Raw genomic sequence first — 24,597 nt, 5'->3', positions numbered from 1 at the left:
CAGTGACGTGGGTCACCCATGGCAGTGGCTCAGCGCAGCGCGGCCGCCTTGCGGCGGGCGGCGGCCGCGCGTTTGGGGTCGGCCTCGGCGGGCTTGCGTGCCGCCTTCTTCGCGGGAGCCTTCTTCGTGGTCTTCGCCGGGGCAGGTTCCGGGGTGGCGGAGAGCACGTCGCGGAGGAACTGGCCGGTGTAGCTTTCCGGCACGGCCGCAACGTCTTCCGGGGTGCCCTGGGCGATGACGGTGCCGCCGCCGGAACCGCCCTCGGGGCCCATGTCGATCACCCAGTCGGAGGTCTTGATGACATCGAGGTTGTGCTCGATGACGATGACCGTGTTGCCCTTGTCGACCAGGCCGTTGATCACGCCGAGCAGTTTGCGGATGTCCTCGAAGTGCAGGCCGGTGGTCGGCTCGTCGAGGATGTAGACGGTGCGGCCGGTGGAACGCTTCTGCAACTCGGCGGACAGCTTCACGCGCTGCGCCTCGCCGCCCGACAGCGTCGGCGCGCTCTGGCCCAGCCGCACGTAGCCGAGACCCACGTCGACCAAGGTCTTCAGGTACCGGTGGATCGAGGTGACCGGCTCGAAGAACTCGGCCGCCTCCTCGATGGGCATGTCGAGCACCTCGGCGATGGTCTTGCCCTTGTAGTGGACCTCCAAGGTCTCCCGGTTGTACCGGGCGCCGTGGCACACCTCGCACGGGACGTAGACGTCGGGCAGGAAGTTCATCTCGATCTTCAGCGTGCCGTCGCCCGAGCACGCCTCGCAGCGGCCGCCCTTGACGTTGAACGAGAACCGGCCCGGCTGGTAGCCGCGCACCTTGGCCTCGGTGGTCGCCGCGAACAGGGTGCGGATCTTGTCGAACACGCCGGTGTAGGTGGCCGGGTTGGAGCGCGGCGTGCGGCCGATCGGCGACTGGTCCACCTGCACCAGCTTGTCCAGATGGTCCAGGCCGTTGATCCGGGTGTGCCGGCCGGGGACCTGCCGGGCGCCGTTGAGCTTGTTCGCCAGCACCGTGGCCAGGATGTCGTTCACCAGCGTCGATTTGCCGGAGCCCGAGACCCCGGTGACCGCGGTCAGCACGCCGAGCGGGAACTCCACATCGATGCCGCGCAGGTTGTGCTCGTTGGCGCCGACCACGGTGAGCTGCTTCTTCTTGTTCACCGGCCGCCGCACCAGCGGCACCTCGATGCGCTCGCGCCCCGCGAGGTAGGCGCCGGTGAGCGAATTGCGGTCGGCGAGCAGACCCTTGTAGGGACCGCTGTACACCACCTGACCACCGTGCTCGCCGGCCATCGGGCCGATGTCGACCACCCAGTCCGAGGCGTGGATGGTGTCCTCGTCGTGCTCGACGACGATCAGCGTGTTGCCCAGATCCCGCAGCCGCGAGAGGGTTTCGATGAGCCGCCGGTTGTCGCGCTGGTGCAGGCCGATCGACGGCTCGTCCAGCACGTACAGCACGCCGACCAGGCCCGAGCCGATCTGTGTGGCCAGCCGGATGCGCTGCGCCTCACCACCGGACAGCGTGGCCGCCGCGCGCGACAGCGTCAGATACTCCAGGCCCACGTCCAGCAGGAAGCCCAGGCGCGCCTGGATCTCCTTGAGGACCTGCCCGGCGATCGCCGCCTCCCGCTCCCCCAGCTCCAGCGAGTTCAGGAACTTCGAACAGTCGCGAATCGAGAAATCGCACACCTCGGCGATGGACCGGCGGCCGCCCTCGGCGTTCAGTGTGACCGCGAGGATCTCCGGCCGCAGCCGCGCACCGCGGCAGACGGGGCACGGGATGTCCCGCATGTAGCCCTCGTAGTGCTCCTTCATCTGCTCGGACTCGGTGTTGTCCATGCGCCGCTGCAGGAACGGCATCACGCCCTCGAAATCGGCGTAGTAGGAACGCTTGCGGCCGTAGCGGTTGGTGTAGGAGACGTGCACCTGGTCGGTGCTGCCCTCCAGCACGGCCTTGCGGGCCTTGGCGGGCAGGCGATTCCACGGCGTGTCCATCGAGAAGCCGATGGATTCGGCCAGGCCGGACAGCAGCCGGGTGAAGTACTCGGCGGTCTGGCCGCGCGACCACGGCGCGATCGCACCGCCGGCCAGGCTCAGCTCCGGGTCCGGCACCACCAGGTCGGGGTCGACCTCCTTGCGGATGCCGAGGCCGGTGCAGTCGGGGCAGGCGCCGTAGGGCGAGTTGAACGAGAAGGAGCGGGGCTCGAGGTCCTCGATGTCCAGCGGGTGGCCGTTGGGGCAGGCCAGCTTCTCGGAGAAGCGGCGCTCCCGGTCGTGCGCGTGCTCGTCGCGGTCGACGAAGTCGAGCACCACGATGCCGTCGGCCAGGCGCAGCGCGGTCTCGATCGAATCGGTCAGCCGCTGTTTGGAACTCGGCTTGACGGTGAGGCGGTCGATCACCACCTCGATGTCGTGCTTCTCCTGTTTCTTCAGCTTCGGCGGCTCGGTCAGCGGGTGCACCACGCCGTCCACCCGCACGCGCGAGTAGCCCTGGGTCTTCAATTGGTCGAACAGGTCGACGAATTCGCCCTTGCGGGTGCGGACCACCGGCGCGAGCACCTGGAACCGGGTGCCCTCGGGCATCTCCAGCACCTGGTCGACGATCTGCTGCGGGGTCTGCTTGGCGATCAGCTCGCCGCAGACCGGGCAGTGCGGGGTGCCGGCCCGCGCGTAGAGCAGGCGCAGATAGTCGTAGACCTCGGTGATGGTGCCCACCGTGGAGCGCGGGTTGCGGTTGGTGGACTTCTGGTCGATCGACACCGCGGGCGACAGGCCCTCGATGAAATCCACGTCCGGCTTGTCCATCTGGCCGAGGAACTGCCGCGCGTAGGCCGACAGCGACTCCACGTAGCGGCGCTGGCCCTCGGCGAAGATGGTGTCGAAGGCCAGGCTCGACTTGCCGGACCCGGACAGGCCCGTGAACACGATGAGACTGTCGCGGGGGAGGTCGAGATCGACTCCCTTGAGGTTGTGCTCCCGCGCTCCGCGCACCGTCAGGCGATCCGCCACAGGTCGTCCCTTCTCCATCGTGTTTCGGCATCCAGAACTGCCCCCGCCGCCATGCTAGGCACACCCACCGACAAGTTTGCTCGCCGAGCGGAGGGCACCGTGGTGACCGGGGATTTTCGGCGGTCGCCGCCGGACGCGGGCCGGGCCGCGGCGACAGCGTCTGTCGGCTCGCGCACCCCGCCGGAGGTCGTCTCGGACCGGCGAGTCGCAGCGCTCGGCCGCAGACCACCGGCCGCACCCGTCCAGACTACGTGCCGCCGGCGGTCGCGGCCGGTGTGAGGTGCCGGACATTGCCGAGCCGCCGGACCCGCCCGCGCGCCGCGGGTTCCGGCGGCACCGGCACGAGCACCGCGAGGTCGCCGTCGTAGCGCCGATACAGCAGCATTCCGCGCCGGGTCGCGGGATCGGTGCAGAACAGGAACGGCAACCCGGCGCGGCACAACCGCGCCGCGGCCTGCGCCTCGGTCAGGCGCGGCGCCGGCCCGCCGTCGACCGCGAGCCCCCGCGGACCGTGCCCGGCGACGACCCCGCCGTCCTGCCGGGTCAGCCGCAGACCGGCCGGCCCGTCGCGGTGCACCAGCGCGTCCACTCCGGTTTCGGTGTCGGCGAACAGACAGCAGTCGTAGTCCATCGCGCCGAGCAAGCGGACCGCCTCGAGCGAGGTGCCCGCGAACAGCGGCACCTGCTTGCGGCGCACGATCGGACGCGGTCCGGTGATTCCCGCCAGCGGCGACCGCACCGGTTCCGGCCACGACTGCGGCCGCGCGTGCCGCCACCGGAGCAGCTGGCGGTCCAGCCGCTCCAGCGCGAAGGTCACCGCGAAACCGGCTGGGCCGCAGGCCTGTACCCGCCCGGGCGCGCCGGGCAGCGGCAGATTCGCCTGCACCACCGAGAACGCGCCCGGCTCGCGCGGCCAGGTGAGCCGCACGCGCGGCGCGCAGTCGATCGCGTGCGCCCGCAGGACCCGGGCGATGCCGCGCACCGCGCGGACCACCTCGCCCGCGGGCACCGGCCCGCGCACGGTCACCACGGGTTCCGGACCGGTTCCGGCGGACCGTGCTTCGAACGAGTCCACGTCGACTCCCGCTTTCCTGCGCACCGCCGCCATCAGACCACCGCGGGCGGGCCGGCGACAGAGCCGAAAGTCCCGGCCGACCGTCCGGCATCGATCAGGCGGGACCGAGCACGAGCACCGAATTGTGCCCGCCCATACCGAGTGCCGTCTTCACGGTGAGGCCGCCCTCGAACGGTGTCGGGCCGTCGATCAGCCTGGGATGCGGGGCGGCGACGATCGGCGGCGCGGGCACGACGCCGCGTTCGTAGCCCAGCGCCGCCGCGGCCAGCTCCACCCCGGCCGACGCGCCCATGCAGTGCCCGGTCAGCGGCTTGATCGAATAGATCAGCGGGCCGTCGTCGAACAGCTCGCGCACCAGCGTGGTCTCGGCGACGTCGCATTGGCGGGTGCCGGGCCCGTGCGCGTTGTAGTAGCCGATGTCCGACGGCCGCACGCCCGCGAATTCCAGTGCGCGCCGGGTACATTCGAAGATCTGCGTCAGGCTCGGCTCCACCGAGACGACGTGGTAGGCGTCGTTGCTCATGGCCCCGCCGAGCACACTGGCGTAGGGCCGCCGCGCCGAGCGGGTCGCCACGAACGCCACCGAGGCCTCGCCGAAGCTGAAGCCGCGGCTGCCCTCCTGGAAGGGGCGGCACGCCTCGAGCGGCGCGGTGTCGGCGACCGCCGCGCCCATCCGCACGAAATGCTCGACCATGTCGGGACTGCCCGACAGGTCGGTGGTCACGCAGATCACGTCGTCCGCGAAACCCTGGTCCAGCCACAGTTTCGCGGTGATCAGCGCGACGTTGGCCGAACTGCACGCCGCCGACACGTTCATCGACGGACCGTGAAAGCCGTACTCCTGCATCAACACCGAGATCGGAGTCGAGGGTAATAATCGGAGATAGTCGCGGGAGCGGCGATGGCCGTGGTCCACGGTGTAGAAGTCGTGCCAGTCGTAGACGTCGCCGAGCACGATCGCGTGCAGCAGGCCCACGGTGCGCCCGCGCTGCCAGCCGCGCTCGGTGGCGTCGGCGATCGCCTCGCGGGCCGCCTCGTGCATCGCCCGCGCGTAGAGACTGGGACTCACCGCCGGATCGCCGCCCTCGGGTAGTCGGGCCACCCAGGCACGCTCGTCGCGGCCGGGGCCGTACCCTGGATACAGCCGGGCCGCGGGCTTGCCGCTCAACAGGCCCTGCCAGAGGTTTTCCCGTCCCCAGCCGTAACCACTGACGACACCGATCCCGGCAATCGTCATATGATCTTGATATTGTTCCGCGGGCTGCGGAGTGGTGGTGCTCGGCATCGCATCGCTCCTTCACCGGTCCCGGACCCGATAGCGAGTAATTCGCCATCGCTGAGCAAACCGGTAGCTGTAATGATCGCCAATCAGCGCCCGACGAAGTGCCCGAACTGTGACAGATCCAATACCGTCGGCGCTGTGATCTGATACGTGCCGGACAACAGAATGATCCCGTGTGCCATTGACGCAAGTCTTCGATGATCAGGGGGTACGTGTGGTGGAGGTGGGTGGCGACCGGGGTGACCCGGTGGATGCCGAACAGCTTGCCCAGCGGTATCGGACCCTCGTCGAGCACAGCCCGGACGGGGTGGTGGTCCATGAGCGCGGCATCATCGTGTTTGCCAATCCAGCAATAGTGCGGCTACTTGCTGCCGAGGATACCGATCAGCTTGTCGGACAGCCGGTCACGCGTTTCGTCGACCCTCGGTCGATACCCGCGATGCTGGAAAGAATCGGCCGGCTCGAGTCCACGGGCGACGCCTCCGATCCCGCGGAGATGACCCTCATGCGCTGCGACGGCCGCAAGGTCGACGTGGAGACCGTCTCCGTACTCACCGCCTGGCAGGACCACGTCGCCTACCAGGTGGTGATACACGACCTGACGGCCCAGCGGCGCGCCGAGGCGGCCCAGCGGCGCGCGGAACAGCACTTCACCACCGTCGTCTCGCAGCTGGAGGAGGGCGTGGTGGTGATCGATCGCGACGGGCGCATCGAATCGGTCAATCCCGCCGCCAAGCGCATCTTCGGCCACGAGAACGACGACCTGGTCGGCATGCGCATCGACGCCTTACCCCTGTCGATGCTCGACGCCAACGCCCAGCCGTTGCCCCCGCTGCGGCACCCGATCGCGCGCACGCTGGCCACCGGCGAGACCATCACCCGCTACGTGTTCGGCGTGGACCGCCCCGACGGGCAGCGCCGCTGGCTGTCGGGCTCGAGCCGGCTGCTCAACCCCGGCGACCCCGACTCGCCCGCGGTGTCGTCGTTCAACGATGTCACCGAATTCCGGGCCAGCCGAAGGCAATTGGAGTACCAGGCCACCCACGACCCGCTCACCGGGCTGGCCAACCGGTCGCTGGTGCTGTCGCGGCTGGCGGCGGCGCTGGGCACCAGCGAGGACCTGCCGGTGGCGACCGTGCTGTTCATCGATCTGGACGGCTTCAAGAACATCAACGACACGCTCGGCCACGCCATCGGCGACACCGTGCTACAGATCGTGGCCCAGCGCCTGCAGCGCAGCCTGCGCCACGACGACGTGGTGGGCCGCCTGGGCGGTGACGAATTTCTGGTGCTGCTGTCCGGCCACACCCAGCCCGAGGACCTGGACGTGCTGGTGAAGCGGCTGCGGCAGAGCATGTCCGAGCCGATCATCGCGCGCGGGCACCGCATCCACGTCGACGCCTCCATCGGCGTCGCGCCGCTGCACCCGGGCGACACGCGCACCCCGGAAGCCGTGCTGCACGACGCCGACCTGGCGATGTACCGCGCCAAGCCGGCCACCGGCCGCGAGGGCAACACGCTGGGGCGGCGGCCGAACAACACGCACGCCTCCTGAGCGCCGCCGCTACCACACCCGTCGCGCCCGCGCCCCGTGCGGAATGCCTCACCTGCGCTTACGGCGCGCTCGCCGAACCACCACTAGACTCGACAACTCTGGTTTTCCTTTGCGCGGCCGCTGTCGGCCGGCCCGTGGTGACAAGGAGTTGACGTCTTGCCCGATCGCCTCACCGAGGATCGCCCGGCAACCGACCGCGCAGCCGAACTCGCCCGCGAACAGGACCACCTGACGCTGCTGTACCAGCGGCTGGACGCGATGCGCGACTACGCCCAGCGCCGCCTCAAGACGGTGCTGCTGGAGTCCGGCGGCACGCCGCAGGCACGCAGCGAGCGCGAGTCCTTCACCCAGCTCTACACCGAGGACCTGGCCAAGTACGACGCCGCCGAGCACGGCCTGTGCTTCGGCCGGATCGACCTGTCCGACACCGAGAGCGAGGCCGGCGAGCACCGCTACATCGGCCGCCTCGGCATCCTGGACGAGGACGACGACTACGCCACCCTGCTGCTGGACTGGCGCGCGCCGCTGGCCCGCCCGTTCTATCTGGCGACCACCGCGCAACCGGACGGCGTGACGCGGCGGCGGCACATCCGCTCGCGCAACCGGCAGGTCACCGCCGTCACCGACGAGTACCTCGATCTGGAGACCGCGCGGCAGGCCGGCGCGATCGACTCCGACGAGACCGGGGTCGGCAGCGAGAGCGCGCTGCTCGCCGCGCTCAACGCCGCCCGCACCGGGCACATGAGCGACATCGTCGAGACCATCCAGAGCGAGCAGGACGCCATCATCCGCTCCGAGCACAAGAGCGTGCTGGTGGTGCAGGGCGGGCCGGGCACCGGCAAGACGGCGGTGGCGCTGCACCGCGCGGCCTACCTGCTGTACACCTACCGCCAGCAGCTGGACAAGGCCGGCGTGCTGATCATCGGCCCGAACACCACCTTCCTCGACTACATCGGCCAGGTGCTGCCGTCGCTGGGCGAGACCGGGGTGCTGCTGTCCACGATCGGCGACCTGTACCCGGGAGTGAAAGCGGCACTGCACGATTCGCTGCGGGCGGGTGAGCTGAAGGGCTCGCTGGACATGCTCGAGATTTTGAAGAAGGGCGTGCGGGACCGGCAGCAGGTCCCGCGGGAGCCGATCCGGCTGAGCTTCGACGGCTACGACCTGACCCTGGACCGCAAGATCGTCACCAAGGCCCGCGGCCGCGCCCGCTCCTCGCGCCGCCCGCACAACCTGGCCAGGCCGATCTTCGCGGCGTCGGTGGTCGACGCGCTCACCGATCAGCTGGCGCAGGTGCTGGGCCGCGACCTGACCGGCGGCCGGAATTTGTTGAGCCAGGCCGATCTCACCGAAATCCGCGACGAGATGCGCGCCGACGCCGACATCCAGCGCGAGATCGCCGCGCTGTGGCCGGTGCTGTCGCCGCAGGAGGTGCTGGCCGGCCTGTGGGCCGACCCCGACCGGCTGGCCCGGGCCGCCGGCGACCTCTCCCCCGAGGACCGCAAGGAGCTGTACCGGCCCGACGACGGCCGCTTCAGCGCCGCCGACGCCCCGCTGCTCGACGAACTCGCCGAACTGCTGGGCGTCGACGACGCCGAGGAGCGCGAGCGGTCGCGCCGTCGCTGGCGGGCTCAGCTCGCCGAGGCCCAGGACGCCCTCGACATCCTGACCGGTTCGGCGCCACAGGATCTGGAGGACGAGCTGGACCCCGAGATCCTGATGGCCTACGACCTGATCGACGCGAGCCAGCTGGCCGAGCGCCAGAACGTCGGCACCCGCCAGACCACCGCCGAACGCGCCGCGGGCGACCGCACCTGGACCTACGGGCACGTGATCGTCGACGAGGCCCAGGAACTGTCGGAGATGGCGTGGCGAATGGTCATGCGCCGCATCCCGAACCGCTGGGTCACGGTGGTCGGCGACGTCGCGCAGACCGGCGATCCGGCCGGGGCGTCGTCGTGGCAGCGCATGCTGGAGCCGTACGTGGCCAAGCGGTGGAAGCTGACCGAGCTGACCGTCAACTACCGCACCCCCGCGGAGATCATGGCGGTGGCCGCCGACGTGCTCGCGGCCATCGACCCCGGCACGGCGGCGCCCCGCTCGGTGCGCGAATCCGGCTGCCCGCCACAGGCTTTCCGGGTGAGCGCGGACGAGGCGGTGGACACGGTGACCCGGCTGGTCGCCGAGGAGGCCGCGCGCCCCGGCCTCACCGCCGTGCTGACACCGCACGACCGGGTCGACGACTACGCCGCCCTGGCGGGCGATTCCGTGCGCGTGCTCACCGTGACCGAGGCCAAGGGCCTGGAGTTCGACGCGGTCATCCTGGTCGAGCCCCAGGCGGTGCTCGACGAGTCCCCCCGCGGCCACAACGACCTCTACGTCGCCCTCACCCGCGCCACCCAGCGCCTCTCGGTCGTCCACACCACCGACCTGCCGGACGTCCTGAGCCGCTTGAAAGACGCTGGCTGAGCAGCCTTTCGGCATCCCGGCACCCACCCACCCACCCACCGAGGCGACATGGTGTGGGGCGTGCGGGCATTCCCGGAAACGACCGTGCCGCCCCACCCTGGCAGGCGGGACGGCACGGACGAGGGCTGTTGCGCTCAGCGCACCGTGTGCACGATCAGCACGTCGGTGCGGGATTTGCGGGCGACGTCGGAGGGCACCGAGCCGAGCAGGCGGCCGGTCAGGGTGTTGAGGCCGCGGTTGCCGACAACCAGCAGGTCGGCCTCCACCTCCTTCGCCAGCGACAGCAGGCCCTCGACGGGCTCGCCGACGATGGCCTTCTCGACGATGTTGGTGGCGCCGGCCGCGGCGGCCTTGTCCCGTGCCACCCGCAGGATCTCGTTGGTGGGCGCGGAGCCGCGCACCTGGTAGGCCTCGTCCTTGAGCACGTCGGCCGCGGCGGCGACGTCGCGGTCGTCGGTCGGGTAGTACGCGCAGGCGACGTACAGCGTGGCGCCCGCGTCGCCGGCCAGTGCGGCGGCCTTCTCGACGGCGACGTACGACGAGTCCGAGCCATCGGTACCGACGACAATGGACCGGTAGGCGGTCATCTCTCCTCCAAACTGCAACGGGTCGGATGCGGCGCGTTTCGCCCGGGAGTGCGGGCGCCGCGCGGCAACTGCGCTAGACGATAACCGGTGCCAGGCCGGAAATATCCGAAATCGCAACACATCACACTCGCGTGCCGAGTAACGCGCGGCACACATTCGCCTGCCGGATGCCGGAAAGGACCCACACCACCAGCGGCGATTCCGGTATTGCGCGGCCCGGCATGATCCTCGACACGGACCGAACGGTCTTGTGCCCCTGGGATTTTCGTCACAGCGCCGAAATTCGGCGGCGCGGCCGGGCCACCACACCCGGCCCCGGCGCAGGTCGGGGCCGGTTGGTGACGATTCACAATTGCGCTGTCGCGGCCGCCGCTGGTAGTTCGCCGGGAAATCCCGACTATTGCCACGAATAGCACCGCCGGCCGATCAGCCGAGCCGGAAAAGCGGTCCGGTGATCGTCAATCCGAGATCGGATACGTGCGCGAAGAAGGCGAACAACATCAGTGCCGCGCCGGCGAGTGCCAGATCCTTGTTGAATTGGATCATCTCGGTCTGCTTGGCCTGCGCGTCGGTTTCCTTCCAGAACGGATGCATCAGCACGGCGGTCGGCACGAGGAAGATGAGCAACAGCAGCGCGCCGAGATCCGCCCAGATTCCGAGCAGGATGCTCAGCCCGCCGAGCAGTTGCAGCACACCCGAGGCCTGCACCGCCAGCTTGGCCGCCGGCACGCCCTTGCTCTGGGCGTACCCGGCCATCCCGTCGGCCTGGGTGAGATGTCCGACCGCGGACATCAGGAACAACACGACGAAGAGAATCCGTCCGATCAACACCAGAACGCTCATTGCCAACTCCTCTGGTTGTCGGCAGGGCGGCGAGGCCGAACGGCAGGTCGCCTGCCGAGCTGGTAATACAGCATTCAACTACTTGCCCGACCGGGTATTCCCGGCCACCCGTGCCGACTACCCGATAGTGGCCGGCTGACCCGATCCGGTCTGCTGGTGTGAGAGTAATGAGGTACGCGCGTATTCCAGCGGCGCCATTCCGACCTCCCGGGTGAACTCGCGGCAGAAATGCGGCTGGTCGAAGTAGCCCAGCTTGAGTGCGAGCGCGGCCAGGTCGTCGACGCGGCCGTCGGCGAGCAGCTGCGCGCCGTCCTGCAGGCGGAACCGGCGCAGCACCCACTTCGGGCCCGCGCCCACGTACCGGCGGAACAACCGCTGCAGGGTGCGGGTCGGCACGCCGAAGCGCTCGGTCACCTGCTCGACCCTGGTCAGTCCGCGGTCGGCCTCCATCTCCGCGACGATGCGCAGCACCGCGCGGTAGGACTCGTCGGCGGGGCCGTGCCGGGCGACCCCGGCGAAGAAGTCCTCGACCAGATCGCGGCGCCGCTCGTCGGCGGGCTCGGACAGGACCCGCTCGGTCAGCCCGGCGGCCTCGGGCAGGACCTCGGTGAGCTCCACCGCGCGGTCGCGCAGCGCGCCGACCTCGAGCCCGGTGAACGCGCCGAACCCGCCGACCCGGAACTTCAGCGCGAATGTCTCCCCCACGCCGGCGAGTTCGCGGGTGTACTTGGTGGTGCACACGCCGTTGACCCAGCCGCCGGACCGGGTGTGGCTGCGCTCGAAGGTGACGTTGACGCACGGGAACGGCAGCACCTCGGCCACGTACGCCGGACGGCCGCGCAGATCCCACCGCACCGACCAGTACCACTCGGCGAAGGTGGACGTGCGCGGCCCGGTCGGCATCCGCACCAGCGTGCGGTGCCGCTCCTGTTCGCGCGGATGCAGGATGCCCTTGGTGACCTCCGGCGGCGGGACCCGAATACGTTCCGGCACAGGGCTTTCGGCGCGGACGGGCGGTTCGGTCATGCGCGTGCCCCGGGCTGTCGCGTTCTTACAAGATCCGCGCCGGACGGGCGACGAGAGTGGGGGTCATGACGAACACAGTGCAACCGATTCCCGAGGGCTACCACTCCATCACCTGCTTCCTGGCCGTCCCGGACGGCAACAAGGCCATCGAGTTCTACTGCGCCGTCTTCGGCGCCGAGGTGATCAGCCGCAACGATCTGCCCGACGGGCAGCCCGCGCACGCCGAGTTGAAGATCGGCGACTCCACCGTCCAGGTCGGCCTGCCCGTCCCGGAGCACGGCGTGCGCGCGCCGAACGGCGAGTGGGTGCACACCAGCATCGTGCACTACTGCGACGACGTGGATCTGGTGGCCGCGCGCGCCCGCGAGCACGGCGCCCACAGCGTCGACGACCCGCAGACCTTCGTGACCGGCGACCGCTACGGCGCGGTCATCGATCCGTTCGGGCACCGCTGGGTGTGCATGACCCGCGTCGAGGACGTCCCGCGCGAGGAGGCCGAGCGCCGCGTGAACGAATGGATGGCGAGCCAGGCCTGAACTCATTTCAGCCCGGCCGCGTCCATGCCGCGCAGTTCCTTCTTCAGGTCGGCGATCTCGTCGCGGAGCCGGCCGGCCAGCTCGAACTGCAGCTCGCGGGCCGCGTTCATCATCTGGTCGGTCATCTCCTTGACCAGGTCGGCGAGTTCGGCGCGCGGCATGCTCTTGATGTCGCGGCCCTCGTAGACGCCGGCGCTGACGGCGCGGCCGGGTTCGCCCTGGGCGCGCCGGCCGCGGCTGGCGTTGCGGCCGGAGCCGCCGACCTCGACCTCGGTCTCGTCGGCCTCCCGGTAGACCTGGTCGAGGATGTCGGCGATCTTCTTGCGCAGCGCCGTCGGCTCGATGCCGTTGGCCTCGTTGTAGGCGATCTGCTTGGCGCGGCGGCGTTCGGTCTCGTCGATGGCCTGGCGCATCGAGTCGGTGATCTTGTCGGCGTACATGTGGACCTCGCCGGAGACGTTGCGCGCCGCGCGGCCGATGGTCTGGATGAGGCTGGTGGAGCTGCGCAGGAAGCCTTCCTTGTCGGCGTCGAGAATCGCCACCAGCGACACCTCGGGCAGGTCCAGGCCCTCGCGCAGCAGGTTGATGCCGACCAGCACGTCGTACTCGCCCAGGCGCAGCTGCCGCAGCAGTTCCACGCGGCGCAGCGTGTCGATCTCCGAATGCAGGTACCGCACCCGCACGCCCATGCCGAGCAGATAGTCGGTGAGGTCCTCGGCCATCTTCTTGGTCAGCGTGGTGACCAGGACGCGCTCGTCCTTCTCGGTGCGCTGGCGGATCTCGCCGACCAGGTCGTCGATCTGGCCCTTGGTGGGCTTGACCACGACCTGCGGGTCCACCAGGCCGGTCGGGCGGATGACCTGCTCGACGAACTCGCCGCCGGTCTGGCCGAGCTCGTACGGGCCCGGGGTGGCGGACATGTAGATGGTCTGGCCGATGCGGTCGGCGAATTCCTCCCACGTCAGCGGCCGGTTGTCGACGGCCGAGGGCAGCCGGAAGCCGTATTCGACGAGGTTGCGCTTGCGCGACATGTCGCCCTCGTACATGCCGCCGATCTGCGGCACCGTCACGTGCGACTCGTCGATGATCAGCAGGAAATCGTCGGGGAAGTAGTCGAGCAGGGTGGCCGGGGCCGAACCCGCCGGGCGGCCGTCGATGTGGCGCGAGTAGTTCTCGATGCCGGAGCAGAACCCGACCTGGCGGATCATCTCCAGGTCGTACTGGGTGCGCATGCGCAGGCGCTGCGCCTCGAGCAGTTTGCCCTGGCGTTCCAGGTCGGCCAGGCGCTCCTCGAGTTCGGTCTCGATGTCGCGGACCGCGCGCTCCATCCGCTCCGGGCCTGCGACGTAGTGCGTGGCGGGGAAGATGCGCAACTTGTCTACGCGGCGGACCACGTCTCCGGTCAGCGGGTGCAGGTAGTACAGCGCCTCGATCTCGTCGCCGAAGAACTCGATGCGGACCGCGAGCTCCTCGTAGGACGGGATGATCTCGACCGTGTCGCCGCGCACGCGGAAGGTGCCGCGGGTGAAGGCCAGGTCGTTGCGGGTGTATTGGACATCGACCAGCAGGCGCAGCAGCCGGTCCCGGTCGACCTCGCCGCCGACCTCGAGCTGGACGGAGCGATCGAGGTAGGACTGCGGCGTGCCCAGGCCGTAGATGCACGACACCGACGCCACGACCACCACGTCGCGCCGGGACAGCAGGTTCTGGGTGGCCGAATGGCGCAGGCGCTCGACGTCGTCGTTGATCGAGCTGTCCTTCTCGATGTAGGTATCGGTCTGCGCGATGTACGCCTCGGGCTGGTAGTAGTCGTAGTACGAGACGAAGTACTCGACGGCGTTGTTCGGCAGCATCTCGCGCAGCTCGTTGGCCAGCTGCGCGGCCAGCGTCTTGTTGGGCGCCATCAGCAGCGTGGGGCGCTGCGCCCGCTCGATGAGCCAGGCCGCGGTGGCGGACTTGCCGGTGCCGGTGGCGCCCAGCAGCACCACGTCCCGCTCCCCCGCGTTCAGCCGGCGTTCCAGCTCGTCGATGGCGGCCGGCTGGTCGCCCGCCGGCCGATAGTCGCTGACCACCTGGAACCGGCCGTCGGCACGCTCGATCTCACCGATGGGCCGGAACTCCGAATGCGCCAGCGGTGTGTTGCCCTCGGCGGGGACCTCGGTTGCGAAAGCCATGGTTACCAGACTAGGACGAGGCACCGACAACAAACACCGCTGCGACGCACGCCACGGGCCGCGCACCCCCGGTCCCGCTCTCATCCCGCCGACACGCTGGCCTCAGGCGTGGATCGGCCGTGACGAATCCCTCTCGTCCACGGCCTGGGACCGGGAGTATTCGCGGCCGGTCGCACGCCCCGGCGGCGGCCCGGACGGCAGCACCGCAACCGTCCCGCAACACACCCGCACCGCCGGAGCCCGCCGGGAAGCCGACCGCAGGCCGGGCCGCGCCACGGTCGCCCCGCCGCGACGCCGTCGAGTCGACGGCACAGACTTCCCGAAGTCCACGTCCCCATGATCCGAACCTGCTGTCTCACAGTGGTTTCCGAGCCTTCAAGACCAACTTCATCGAGCACCCGCAAGCGTGCCGCACACCGGCGACTAAATGATGCGAACCGCTGCGGCACCGCAAAGTTGTTGCCGGGCAATACTTTCCCGACACGCTGAGCGATAACATGCCCCGCGCCTACCACTTCCGGCCATCCCACCACCCCTCTCCCACCCCGCGCCCCAGCGGGTTTGCTGCGACTCCGCGGCACCGGCCGGGCAACATCCACGCACCGCCGCTTCACAACAGAGGTATGTCCGAAATGTCCGGTGCCGCAAGGGAGCTCAACGATGATGGCGATAGCGTGACAGGAGAATTCCGGTCTGTTCACGACCCGCCACGCGAGGTTGCCCGGGTGTAATCTGATCCGGTCCGACAGTCGAGAAGGGCAGTGTCATGGCCGGTTTCCTTCCCTCACGCGTCGCAATGCCCGCGAGCAACGCCGTCGCGGACCATGTCCGGGACCGGCGCTCCACCGCGCTCAACGGAGTTGCACCCATGCAGTTCAGACACCGCAGCAGCACCCCCGGAAACAACTCCGACCCGTCCCCTGCCCCTTCGAGACCGCCGCATCGGCCGCACACCGAGTATTTCGACCTGGCCGACCTCACCAAAACCGATGCCCGCGGCTTCGTCCATTCGGTCGAGCACTACCACGCCGAACCGTGGGGCCTCTACCTGGTGCGCGCCGCCGACGCCCCGCCGGACCGCTACACCGAGACGTGGCTGCTGCCGCAGCTCTCGCTGCGGGTGAGCATGAACCACGTCAACGCCGCGCACGACCGCAACCCGCTCTACCACATCCACATCGGCGAGTTCGCGCGCATCGAGCCGAAGCGGTGGCGGGCGGTCTACCACTATCTCGACATCGAGTCCCGCAACGGCCGCACCTGCGAGCTGCGCGGCGTCGAGGACCTGTTCGCCGCGCACGCCGCCGGGTTCGTCGATGCCGCTACCGCCCAGCACGCCTTCGAGCACGCCACCGCGGTGGTCGACGGAATCGCCTCGCACGACCACAACTTCGGGCACTGGCTGGCCTCCCGCGGCATCACGCTGACCTGGCTGTGAGCCGTCGGCGGACCCGGCTCCGGCCGGGCCCGCCGCGGAGTCCCGGCGGCGCTCGCTCCGCGCCGGATCGGGCGTCACCGCGCGGCCCGAGCGATCGGGCGGTAAATTCGAACCGTGTCCGAGGCCCCAGTCGTGGATCTGCACCGGCCCAAGGTCGAGTACTTCGACCTCGCCGCGCTGACCAACACCGATCCGAAGGGTTTCGTGCGGCCGGTCGAGCGGTACCACGAGGAGCCGTGGGGGCTGTACATGGCCCGCACCGCCGACCATCCGCAGTTCCACTACCTGGAGTCGTGGCTGCTGCCGCGAGTGTCGTTGCGCGCCACGGTCTTCCACTACCACCCGGACCACGAGCGCGACCAGGACTACTACCTCGACATCGGCGAATTCGGCCCGGTCGACGCGGGCACCTGGAAATCGGTCGACCACTACCTCGACATCGTGGTGCGCACCGGCCGCGACGCCGAACTGCTCGACATCGACGAACTCCTGGCCGCGCACGCGGCGGGCTATCTGGACCTGCCCGCCGCGCAGCGCGCCGTCGAGACCGCCCTCGCCGCGATCGACGGGATCGCGAGCCACGGTTACGATTTCGAGCGCTGGCTGCGCTCGCTGGACATCCGCCTCAGCTGGCGGTAGCGCTCACTCCGCCGCGAGCACCCGCGGATACACCTCGTCGAACCAAGGCGTCTTCACGTCGAGATAGGCCTGCACGGCCGGCTCGCCCGTGAGCCCGGCCGCGGCGGCCGCCGCCTTCTGCTTCACCGCCAGATACTCCTCCCGCGCCGCCGCGTCGGCCCGCAGCCAATCGCGGAAGGCCAGCGCCCAGCGCTGATTCGGCCACCCGTCGACACGCAGGTGCACATTCGCCGGACGGCCCGGATCGGCGTTGACGTGAACCCGCTTGCCCCACACCGCCAAATCGGTGCCCGGCTTGGGATCGTCGGCGGTGTACTCGGTGCGCGGGAAGCCCGCGGACTCCAGCGCCTCGCGCAGGCCGTCGGCGGCATCGAGATCGGCGACGGTCACCTGAATGTCGAGCACGTCCTTGGCGGGCAGGTCCGGCACCGCGGTCGAGCCGATGTGGTCTATGCGCCGGGCGGCCGCGCCGCAGGCCACTGCGAGGCGCGCGATCAGCCGCTGCGCCTGCGCCGCCCACGTCGGATCCGGCCCGACCAGCCGCACCTCGCCCCGCGGCGACCACGTCCGGGCGCGCAGGTTCCGCTCGAACGGCACCAGCCGGTGTTCCCACAGCGCGTCCACCTGCCGCTCGAGTTCCGCGGCCCCGGAGTTGTTGTCCAGCAGCACATCCGCGGCGGCGCGGCGCTGTTCGTCGGTGGCCTGGGTCTTGATCCGGGCCAGCGCGTCGTCGCGCGAGATGCCCCGGAACTGCTCGAGCCGGTGCACCCGGGTCTCCACGTCGGCCAGCACCACCACGACCAGGTTCATCACCGCGCCGAGCCCGTTCTCGACCAGCAGCGGCACGTCCTGGACCACGATCGCGTCCGCGGGCGCGGCGGCGATCAACTCGGCGGTGCGCCGGCCCACGAGCGGATGCGTGATGCCGTTCAAGGTCTGCCGGGACTCGTCGTCGGCGAACGCCTTCGCGGCCAGCGCGGGACGATCCAGACTGCCGTCGGCTGCCAGAATGTCCGGGCCGAACGCCGCCACCAGCGCCGTGAGCCCCTCGGTCCCCGGAGCGACCACCTCGCGGGCGATCGCGTCGCTGTCGATCAGGACGGCGCCCAGCTCGACCAGCCGCCGCGCCGCCGTCGACTTACCCGCTCCCATGCCTCCGGTGAGACCGATACGCAACATTCGCTCAGTCTCGCATCCGGCCGCCGACCGGGCATCCGGTGGTCCGCCGGCGCGACTTCCCGAAGCGGGAAACCGCGTTCGGTCCGGCTTATTACCCAGCGCGCCGAAATCTCTCACCTCGGCACCGGCAAATTTCTCAATCCGTGATGGCGGCGATATCAATTCGCAACTTTTTCCATCGGATCCGGACCTGCGGTCGGCAACTTTCCGACACGCCGGGACGAAAGTCGCGCAAAATACGCGGCCACACACTTTAGTTCCGCTACTGTTTCGCGGCAGGCGATCCAGGCCGTACCAAAGCAAGCAAAGGAACACCATTGCGCACCAGAAACATCCAGACGGGTCGCCACCGGCTGGGTAGGCGAGGCACGATGCACTGCATCGACATCCCGGAGGTCGCGACCGCGCTGGCCGAGTTCCGGCGCCCGTGGCTCACCGCGCTCATCAGTCCGGCCCGCCACAGTCTGGCCGCCATCCGCAAGCGGACGGCCGACGCCGCGGCCCACTGGGTTCCGGCCACCGCCAGCTGACCTGCTGCGCAGGCTTTCTTCCGCCGCGCGTAGAAGTTTCGCCGGTTCTCGTCCTGCGGCTCACTCGCTCACCTCCGTCATCCCGGCCACAAGCACGCCGGGATGACGAGAAGGGGAATGGCTGCCGGGATGACGAGAAAGGGTGACCGCCGGGCCTAGACGAGTCCGCTGGGGCGGCGACGGGTACCGGGTTCCTGCGTCGGCATGTTGTTGGGCGGCACCGGATACGGCGTTCCCGATCCCGCGGTGCCGAGCGCGATATTCGGCCCGCATTGTGCGAGTGCGGCTTCGGTGCGGGAATTCGGATCGGTGATGCGCGGAGGCGCCGCGTCGGGTGCGGCGGCGAAATCGAATGCCGTTGTCATATCGCCGGTGACGCCGCGGCGCCAGGCCGTCAGATTCGGCACCTCCACACCGAAACGGCGCTCCAGCAAACGCAATTGCGAGGTGTGATCGAACGTCTCCGAACACACCAGCCCGCCGCGCGAATACGGGGAGACGACCCAGCACGGCACCCGGTAACCCAGGCCGATCGGTCCGGCGACACCCTTGGCGGCCGGCACCCGGGCGAGATCGACGGTGAGGAACTCCCCCGGCGTGCTCGGTGGCGGCGTCGGCGGGGTGACGTGGTCGAAGAAGCCGCCGTTCTCGTCGTACATGACGATCAGCGCCGTCTTCTCCCACACCGCCGGATTCGAGGTCAGGATGTCGAGCACCTGCATGATCCCGACCGCGCCCAACGCCGGCGGCAGCGCCGGATGCTCGCAGTTGAACAGCGGCGGAATCACCCACGACACCGACGGCAGCCGGTTCGCGGCCACGTCGGCGGCGAAGTCCTGCGGGTAGACCGGGGCCTTACCCCGTTGCGCCAGTTCGGAATTCGGGTCGGCGGCCTGGGTGAAGCAGCCCATCATGCCGTCCAGGATCACCGAGGAGATGGGGCCGACGTCGCGGTTGTTGTAGATCTTCCAGCTCACCCCGGCCTCGGACAGGTTCTCCGGGTAGGTGCGCCAGCTGTAGGCGTTCTGCGGGATGATCGGCGGCGTCTCCACCAGCGGTCCGCCCGCGCGGCCGTCCGGATCGAGGGTGGCCGAGATCCAGTACAGCCGGTTCGGGTCGGTCGGGCCCAGCACCGAGCAGTGGTAGTGGTCGCACAGTGTGAACGCGTCGGCCAGTTCGTGGTGCACCGGGATGTCGGCGCGGGTGTGGTAACCCATTGCGGCCGGGCCGTTTCCAGCGCCCACGCTGGCGATCGACATCGGCATCCAGCGGTCGTTCGCCCCGCCGTTCCACGCCTCGTGCATGCCCGCCCAGCTGTGGTCGGGATCGTTGACGCATTCGCCGTCGAGACTCGCGCCGCGCGTCGTGTCGAGGCGGAACGGCACCAGGTAGCCGTCGGCGGTCGGCCCGACGCCCGGCGCGTACCCGTACTGCTGCCAGGCGGGCGAGGGATCGTCGAAGCCGCGCACCCCCGACAGCGTGCCGAAGTAGTGGTCGAAGGACCGGTTCTCCTGCATGAGCAGCACGAAGTGCTCGATGTCGCCGAGCCCGCCCATCCCCGCGGGGTCCGCGGCGTAGGCCCGCTCGATGATGGGATTCGCCCAACCGGCCAGCGCGCCCACACCGCCGGCGGCCAAGGCCTTCGCCAGGAACTCTCGCCGATTGACGCCTTCGAACAGACCCATGCCGCCGACTCGACCTTTCGCCGATTTGAAATAGGACAGTTTCACCGATTCTCGCCGAGGACAACGGATCTCGGGTGACGCAACGGTAGCGCGCGAATGAACCGACCGTGCGGCACTCGCACCGCGAGTCCGACCGGAACGACGAAAAACGCAGGCCCCCGGTGAATATCACCGGGGGCCTGCGTCAGCTGAGCGAATTACGCGTTGCCGGACAGCTTCTCACGCAGCGCGGCGAGCTGCGCGTCGCTGGCCAGCGAGCCACCGGCCGACTCGGACTGCGAGGACGACGACGACGACCGCTCACCACTCTCGGAGGAGTAGTTGGACGATCCGCCACCGTTCGCGGCCTCCGCGGCGGCGTCGGCGGCCATCTTCTCCATCTGCGCGGTGTGCATCTTGTGGCGACGCTCCGCCTCGGCGTAGCGGCCTTCCCACTCTTCGCGCTGCTTGTCGAAGCCCTCGAGCCACTCGTTGGTGTCGGGGTCGAAGCCCTCGGGGAAGATGTAGTTGCCCTGCTCGTCGTAGCTGTCGGCCATGCCGTACTTCGACGGGTCGAACTCGGCGTGGTAGTCCTCGTTGGCCTGCTTCAGCGACAGCGAGATCCGGCGACGCTCCAGGTCGATGTCGATGACCTTGACCATCGCGTCGTCGCCGACGGAGACGACCTGATCCGGCACCTCGACGTGGCGCTCGGCCAGCTCGGAGATGTGCACCAGGCCCTCGATGCCCTCCTCGACACGCACGAACGCACCGAACGGCACCAGCTTGGTGACCTTGCCGGGCACGATCTGGCCGATGGCGTGGGTGCGGGCGAACTGCCGCCACGGGTCTTCCTGAGTCGCCTTGAGCGACAGCGAGACCCGCTCGCGGTCCAGGTCCACGTCGAGCACCTCGACGGTGACCTCCATGCCGACCTCGACGACCTCGGACGGGTGGTCGATGTGCTTCCAGGACAGCTCGGAGACGTGCACCAGGCCGTCGACACCGCCGAGATCGACGAACGCGCCGAAGTTGACGATGCTGCTGACCACACCCTTGCGGACCTGGCCCTTCTGCAGCTGGTGCAGGAACTCGGAGCGGACCTCGGACTGGGTCTGCTCGAGCCAGGCGCGGCGGGACAGGACCACGTTGTTGCGGTTCTTGTCCAGCTCGATGATCTTGGCCTCGATCTCCTTGCCGACGTACGGCTGCAGATCGCGGACGCGACGCATCTCGACCAGCGAGGCGGGGAGGAAGCCGCGCAGGCCGATATCGAGGATCAGACCGCCCTTCACGACCTCGATGACGGTGCCCTTGACGGCCTCGTCCTTCTCCTTGAGCTCCTCGATGGTGCCCCATGCCCGCTCGTACTGAGCCCGCTTCTTCGACAGGATCAGCCGGCCTTCCTTGTCCTCCTTGGTGAGAACAAGAGCCTCGACCTCATCGCCCACGGAAACGACCTCGGCCGGGTCGACATCGTGCTTGATGGACAGTTCGCGGGAAGGAATGACGCCTTCGGTCTTGTAACCGATGTCGAGCAGGACCTCGTCGCGATCGACCTTGACGATCGTGCCTTCGACGATGTCCCCGTCGTTGAAGTACTTGATCGTCTTGTCGATGGCGGCGAGGAAGTCCTCGGCGGAGCCGATGTCGTTGACGGCTACCTGCGGCGAGGTGACAGTGGTGGGCATGTGTTGGGTTGCTCCGGACGGATTGTGGTCGGTAGTGGACATGTGGGCTTTCGGTTTTGCTGTGAACTCACAGCGATGGAACTAGCGTCGGCGTGCACAGCACATCGCTGCGACACAGCACAACGCTGTACTCATTGCATAAACTCACAGCACGCGTGCGCCCCGGTACGCAAGTACGGCGGGCACTCGCGGGAATCAGCGTACGCGACGTGAGATGTGGCAAGCAAACAAGGGTCCCCCTGCCCGCGTGGCTACTCTGACATGATGCCCGAAGATCATCCCGGTGTGCACGGCGAACGGGAAGAAATGCTCGCGACATCGCCCGATCCGGCCGGCGCGGAACGTCATGCGCAGGCGAACGCCCTGCTCGGCACGGCCGGGGTGGCCCGGACCTCGATCGACGCCGCGGCCAGTCAGCGCGCCAGCCGCCGGTGGTGGGACGCCGACGCCGAGCAATACCACGAAACCCATGCCGAGTTCCTCGGCGTGGATTCCCCGAACGGCGAATTCATCTGGTGCCCGGAAGGCCTGCACGAGGCCGACTGGCATTTCCTCGGCGATATCGCCGGTAAGCGCGTGCTGGAAATCGGCTGCGGCTCGGCGCCGTGCGCCCGCTGGCTCGCGGCGAACGGCGCGCAACCGGTCGGCCTGGACCTTTCGGCGGAAATGTTGCGGCGCGGGCAGGCCGCTATGGCACGGGGTGGGCCGCGGGTGCCGCTGGTGCAGGCCGGCGCGGAGGCACTGCCGTTCGCGGACGCCTCCTTCGACCTGGCGTGCTCGGCGTTCGGGGCGGTACCGTTCGTGGCCGATTCCGCGCGGGTGATGCGCGAGGTGGCCCGGGTGCTGCGGCCGGGCGGGCGCTGGGTCTTCGCGGTGAACCACCCGATGCGCTGGATCTTCCCCGACGATCCGGGACCGAAGGGTCTGGTCGCGTCGCTGTCCTATTTCGACCGGTCGCCGTACGTGGAGGTGGACGGCGACGGCGAGCCCACCTACGTCGAGCACCACCGCACCGTCGGCGACCGGGTCCGCGAGATCGTCGCCGCCGGACTGACGCTGGTCGATCTCGTCGAGCCGGGCTGGCCGGAGTGGCTGGAGCGCGAGTGGGGCCAGTGGAGCCCGCTGCGTGGTCGAATCTTCCCGGGCACAGCCATTTTCGTGACCGAGAAACCGACCGGCAACTAGGGTCCGGCGCGTCAGCTCTTGGGGATCGGCCGGGTCTCCGCACCCGCGCCGACCGCGGCGTCCTCCGGCACCGACGCGCCGTGCCCCCGCCCCGACGGCAGCGCCGTCGTCTCGGCCGAGTCGGCGGTGAACCGCTGATCGCCCTCCGGCCGCGAGTCGGCCCCGGTGAGCCGTGCCTCCCGGTCCGCACCGGAATTCCCGGCCCCGCCGAACCTTGGGCCACTGTCCATGCCGGAGTCGCCGGGTTCGGTGAACCGCCGCTCCGAATCGGAGCCGGACTCCCCGGACCCGGTAAATCGCCGCTCCGAATCGGAGCCGGACTCCCCGGACCCGGTGAACCGGCGCTCCGAATCGGAGCCGGACTCCCCTGATCCGGTGAACCGCCGCTCGGAATCGGGGCCGGACTCCCCCGATCCAGTGAACCGGCGACCGGCGTCGGGCCGAGCGGGGATCGCGGTGGTCTCGTCGGCCGGGAGCTTCTCCCGCGCGGACGAGGCGTCGCTGCCGCTCGCCGCGTGCCCGTTGGTGGCCAGCATCGTGGTCTCGGCGGACAGCCGCAGGTCGGCGAGCGGGATGCCCGAGGGCATGGCCGTCGTGTCGGCGCTGTCCGGGGCGGCGTCCGGCTGGTGGCCGGACGGCAGCATGGTGGTCTCGGCGGCGTCGGCGCGGTGCCCGTCCGCGGTGTCGGCTCGGTGCCCGGACGGCATCATCGTCGTGGCGGCGGACTCCACGGGGTCGGATCGGTGATCGGGCGACGGTGCGTCGGCGGGACCGCCGGACGGCGGTAGGTCCGTGTCCGCGTGGTCGGCCGCACCGGGCCTGCGAGTCCCCGGCGGCTGCGAGAAGTCCACGGCGTTCGGATCGCTCGGGGGGCTGGTCCATGCCGCGGCGGTGCTGCCCGCGTAGGCGGCGGCGCTCGCGGGCAGCCGCGGCATGCTGCCCGGTGTCGGGGTTGCCGGGGTGGGCGCGGCGGGTTTGCGCGCGACGGTGCCGAACGCGGAGGCGCTGGGGATCGGGGCGGTCTCGGCGGACCCGGCCGTGGGCGGCACCGGCTCGCTCGGCGCGGGCGCCGGGGGCTCGGCGGCGGTCTCCGTCGCACCGGCCGCGACCGGCCCGGTGAACGGCGGCAGGGCCGCGAAGCGCGGGTCGATGCGGGCGGTCCGGCTGGCCAGCGAGATCCACCGGCGGGCCCGGCTCAGCGGGTGATCGGGGAACTGGGAGTCCCACTGCGCGTCGTCGGCCACGTTGTAGGGCAGTTTGCCCCGCACGTCCGGGGCGTAGGGATGCGGCCGGAACATGTTCTGGAAGCCGACCTTCGGCACGATCGCGGCCTCGCGCGTGCCCGAGCGCCCGGTCTCGCGGCACATGATCTTCAGAATCGCGCTGCACGTCGCCTTGGGCACCACGATCCCGGCGGTGAAGCCCAGCCCGCCCCCGTCCGCGAGCGGGAACTTCTCCAGCCGCAGCAACGCGGGCTGTCCGGCGACGGCGATGGTGTACGCCTCGATGAGGCAGCCGAACTCGGCCTGCTGTTCGGTGAGCCGGTAACGCAGCGTATCGATGTCCTCCAGCGCGGCCGGAAGATCGGGCACGGCGTCGATGTACACGAGCGTGACAAGATCACCAGTGGCCGGATTGCCCCATGTGCACGGATCGAGTTGCTGCAGTCCGCCGGTTTCGAACGCGATAGGCACGCCAACACGTTACCGATTGGAC

At 69.6% G+C, this 24,597-nt stretch carries 18 protein-coding genes; 7 read left to right on the top strand and 11 right to left on the bottom strand.

Features of this window, described 5'->3' with window-relative positions:
* Positions 1-29: 29 nt before the first annotated feature.
* From uvrA to IU476_RS22920, 3 genes are all read right to left on the bottom strand, one after another.
* Entirely contained in the window at positions 30-3,008 is a 2,979-nt protein-coding gene (gene uvrA, locus IU476_RS22930; protein WP_195103237.1) for an excinuclease ABC subunit UvrA, read from the bottom strand.
* A gap of 247 nt (positions 3,009-3,255) precedes the next feature.
* The gene (locus IU476_RS22925) at positions 3,256-4,083 is read right to left on the bottom strand and encodes a hypothetical protein (RefSeq protein ID WP_195103235.1); all 828 of its coding nucleotides are present in this window, start codon (positions 4,081-4,083) and stop codon (positions 3,256-3,258) included.
* A 94-nt stretch (positions 4,084-4,177) separates the two neighbouring features.
* The gene (locus tag IU476_RS22920) at positions 4,178-5,320 is read right to left on the bottom strand and encodes a beta-ketoacyl synthase N-terminal-like domain-containing protein (RefSeq protein WP_195103234.1); all 1,143 of its coding nucleotides are present in this window, start codon (positions 5,318-5,320) and stop codon (positions 4,178-4,180) included.
* A gap of 220 nt (positions 5,321-5,540) precedes the next feature.
* Between IU476_RS22920 and IU476_RS22915 the strand changes: the two genes are divergently transcribed.
* Both IU476_RS22915 and IU476_RS22910 read left to right on the top strand, forming a co-directional pair.
* The gene (locus IU476_RS22915; protein ID WP_324194205.1) at positions 5,541-6,920 is read left to right on the top strand and encodes a diguanylate cyclase domain-containing protein; all 1,380 of its coding nucleotides are present in this window, start codon (positions 5,541-5,543) and stop codon (positions 6,918-6,920) included.
* 156 nt (positions 6,921-7,076) lie between these two features.
* A complete protein-coding gene (locus tag IU476_RS22910) occupies positions 7,077-9,389 on the top strand; it encodes a HelD family protein (RefSeq protein ID WP_195103233.1) in 2,313 nt (770 codons plus the stop codon).
* A gap of 134 nt (positions 9,390-9,523) precedes the next feature.
* Here the strand turns inward: IU476_RS22910 and IU476_RS22905 are convergent, their stop codons facing one another.
* The 3 genes from IU476_RS22905 to IU476_RS22895 form a co-directional block, all read right to left on the bottom strand.
* Positions 9,524-9,976 carry a universal stress protein gene (locus IU476_RS22905; protein WP_195103232.1) on the bottom strand — a complete coding sequence of 151 codons (453 nt, stop codon included), beginning with the start codon at positions 9,974-9,976 and terminating at the stop codon, positions 9,524-9,526.
* 426 nt (positions 9,977-10,402) lie between these two features.
* Positions 10,403-10,819, bottom strand: coding sequence for a DoxX family membrane protein (locus tag IU476_RS22900; protein WP_195103231.1), 417 nt, complete (start codon positions 10,817-10,819; stop codon positions 10,403-10,405).
* Positions 10,820-10,936: 117 nt separating this feature from the next.
* The gene (locus IU476_RS22895) at positions 10,937-11,845 is read right to left on the bottom strand and encodes a helix-turn-helix transcriptional regulator (protein WP_195103230.1); all 909 of its coding nucleotides are present in this window, start codon (positions 11,843-11,845) and stop codon (positions 10,937-10,939) included.
* A 65-nt stretch (positions 11,846-11,910) separates the two neighbouring features.
* Between IU476_RS22895 and IU476_RS22890 the strand changes: the two genes are divergently transcribed.
* Positions 11,911-12,381 (top strand): VOC family protein, encoded by a 471-nt coding sequence (locus IU476_RS22890; RefSeq protein WP_195103229.1) that lies wholly within the window; start codon positions 11,911-11,913, stop codon positions 12,379-12,381.
* Between the two features lie 2 nt (positions 12,382-12,383).
* Here the strand turns inward: IU476_RS22890 and uvrB are convergent, their stop codons facing one another.
* Positions 12,384-14,555, bottom strand: a complete 2,172-nt coding sequence (gene uvrB, locus IU476_RS22885; protein WP_195103228.1) for an excinuclease ABC subunit UvrB — start codon at positions 14,553-14,555, stop codon at positions 12,384-12,386.
* 868 nt (positions 14,556-15,423) lie between these two features.
* Here uvrB and IU476_RS22880 point away from each other — a divergent pair.
* Together IU476_RS22880 and IU476_RS22875 are read left to right on the top strand one after the other, a co-directional pair.
* Positions 15,424-15,993: a DUF402 domain-containing protein gene (locus IU476_RS22880; RefSeq protein ID WP_228824107.1), complete on the top strand. Its 570-nt coding sequence runs from the start codon at positions 15,424-15,426 to the stop codon at positions 15,991-15,993.
* Between the two features lie 114 nt (positions 15,994-16,107).
* Entirely contained in the window at positions 16,108-16,632 is a 525-nt protein-coding gene (locus IU476_RS22875; RefSeq protein WP_195103227.1) for a ribonuclease FAU-1 family protein, read from the top strand.
* A 3-nt stretch (positions 16,633-16,635) separates the two neighbouring features.
* Here IU476_RS22875 and coaE read toward each other — a convergent pair whose 3' ends face one another.
* Positions 16,636-17,811: a dephospho-CoA kinase gene (gene coaE / locus IU476_RS22870; protein WP_195103226.1), complete on the bottom strand. Its 1,176-nt coding sequence runs from the start codon at positions 17,809-17,811 to the stop codon at positions 16,636-16,638.
* Positions 17,812-18,182: 371 nt separating this feature from the next.
* Here coaE and IU476_RS22865 point away from each other — a divergent pair, with 371 nt between their 5' ends.
* The gene (locus IU476_RS22865; protein WP_195103225.1) at positions 18,183-18,341 is read left to right on the top strand and encodes a hypothetical protein; all 159 of its coding nucleotides are present in this window, start codon (positions 18,183-18,185) and stop codon (positions 18,339-18,341) included.
* 155 nt (positions 18,342-18,496) lie between these two features.
* Here the strand turns inward: IU476_RS22865 and IU476_RS22860 are convergent, their stop codons facing one another.
* Together IU476_RS22860 and rpsA are read right to left on the bottom strand one after the other, a co-directional pair.
* The gene (locus IU476_RS22860; RefSeq protein ID WP_195103224.1) at positions 18,497-20,026 is read right to left on the bottom strand and encodes a phospholipase C; all 1,530 of its coding nucleotides are present in this window, start codon (positions 20,024-20,026) and stop codon (positions 18,497-18,499) included.
* Positions 20,027-20,223: 197 nt separating this feature from the next.
* Entirely contained in the window at positions 20,224-21,696 is a 1,473-nt protein-coding gene (gene rpsA / locus IU476_RS22855; RefSeq protein ID WP_195103223.1) for a 30S ribosomal protein S1, read from the bottom strand.
* 306 nt (positions 21,697-22,002) lie between these two features.
* On the opposite strand from rpsA, the gene IU476_RS22850 reads away from it, so the two are divergent.
* Positions 22,003-22,881, top strand: a complete 879-nt coding sequence (locus IU476_RS22850; RefSeq protein WP_195103391.1) for a class I SAM-dependent methyltransferase — start codon at positions 22,003-22,005, stop codon at positions 22,879-22,881.
* Positions 22,882-22,892: 11 nt separating this feature from the next.
* On the opposite strand, the gene IU476_RS22845 is transcribed toward IU476_RS22850, so the two are convergent.
* Positions 22,893-24,575 (bottom strand): hypothetical protein, encoded by a 1,683-nt coding sequence (locus IU476_RS22845; protein ID WP_195103222.1) that lies wholly within the window; start codon positions 24,573-24,575, stop codon positions 22,893-22,895.
* Positions 24,576-24,597: the final 22 nt, after the last annotated feature.

The sequence above is a fragment of the Nocardia blacklockiae genome, from assembly GCF_015477355.1.
Lineage (GTDB): Bacteria > Actinomycetota > Actinomycetes > Mycobacteriales > Mycobacteriaceae > Nocardia > Nocardia blacklockiae.
Note: the sequence above shows the minus strand (reverse complement) of the source record. Positions and strands in the feature narration are given on the sequence as shown.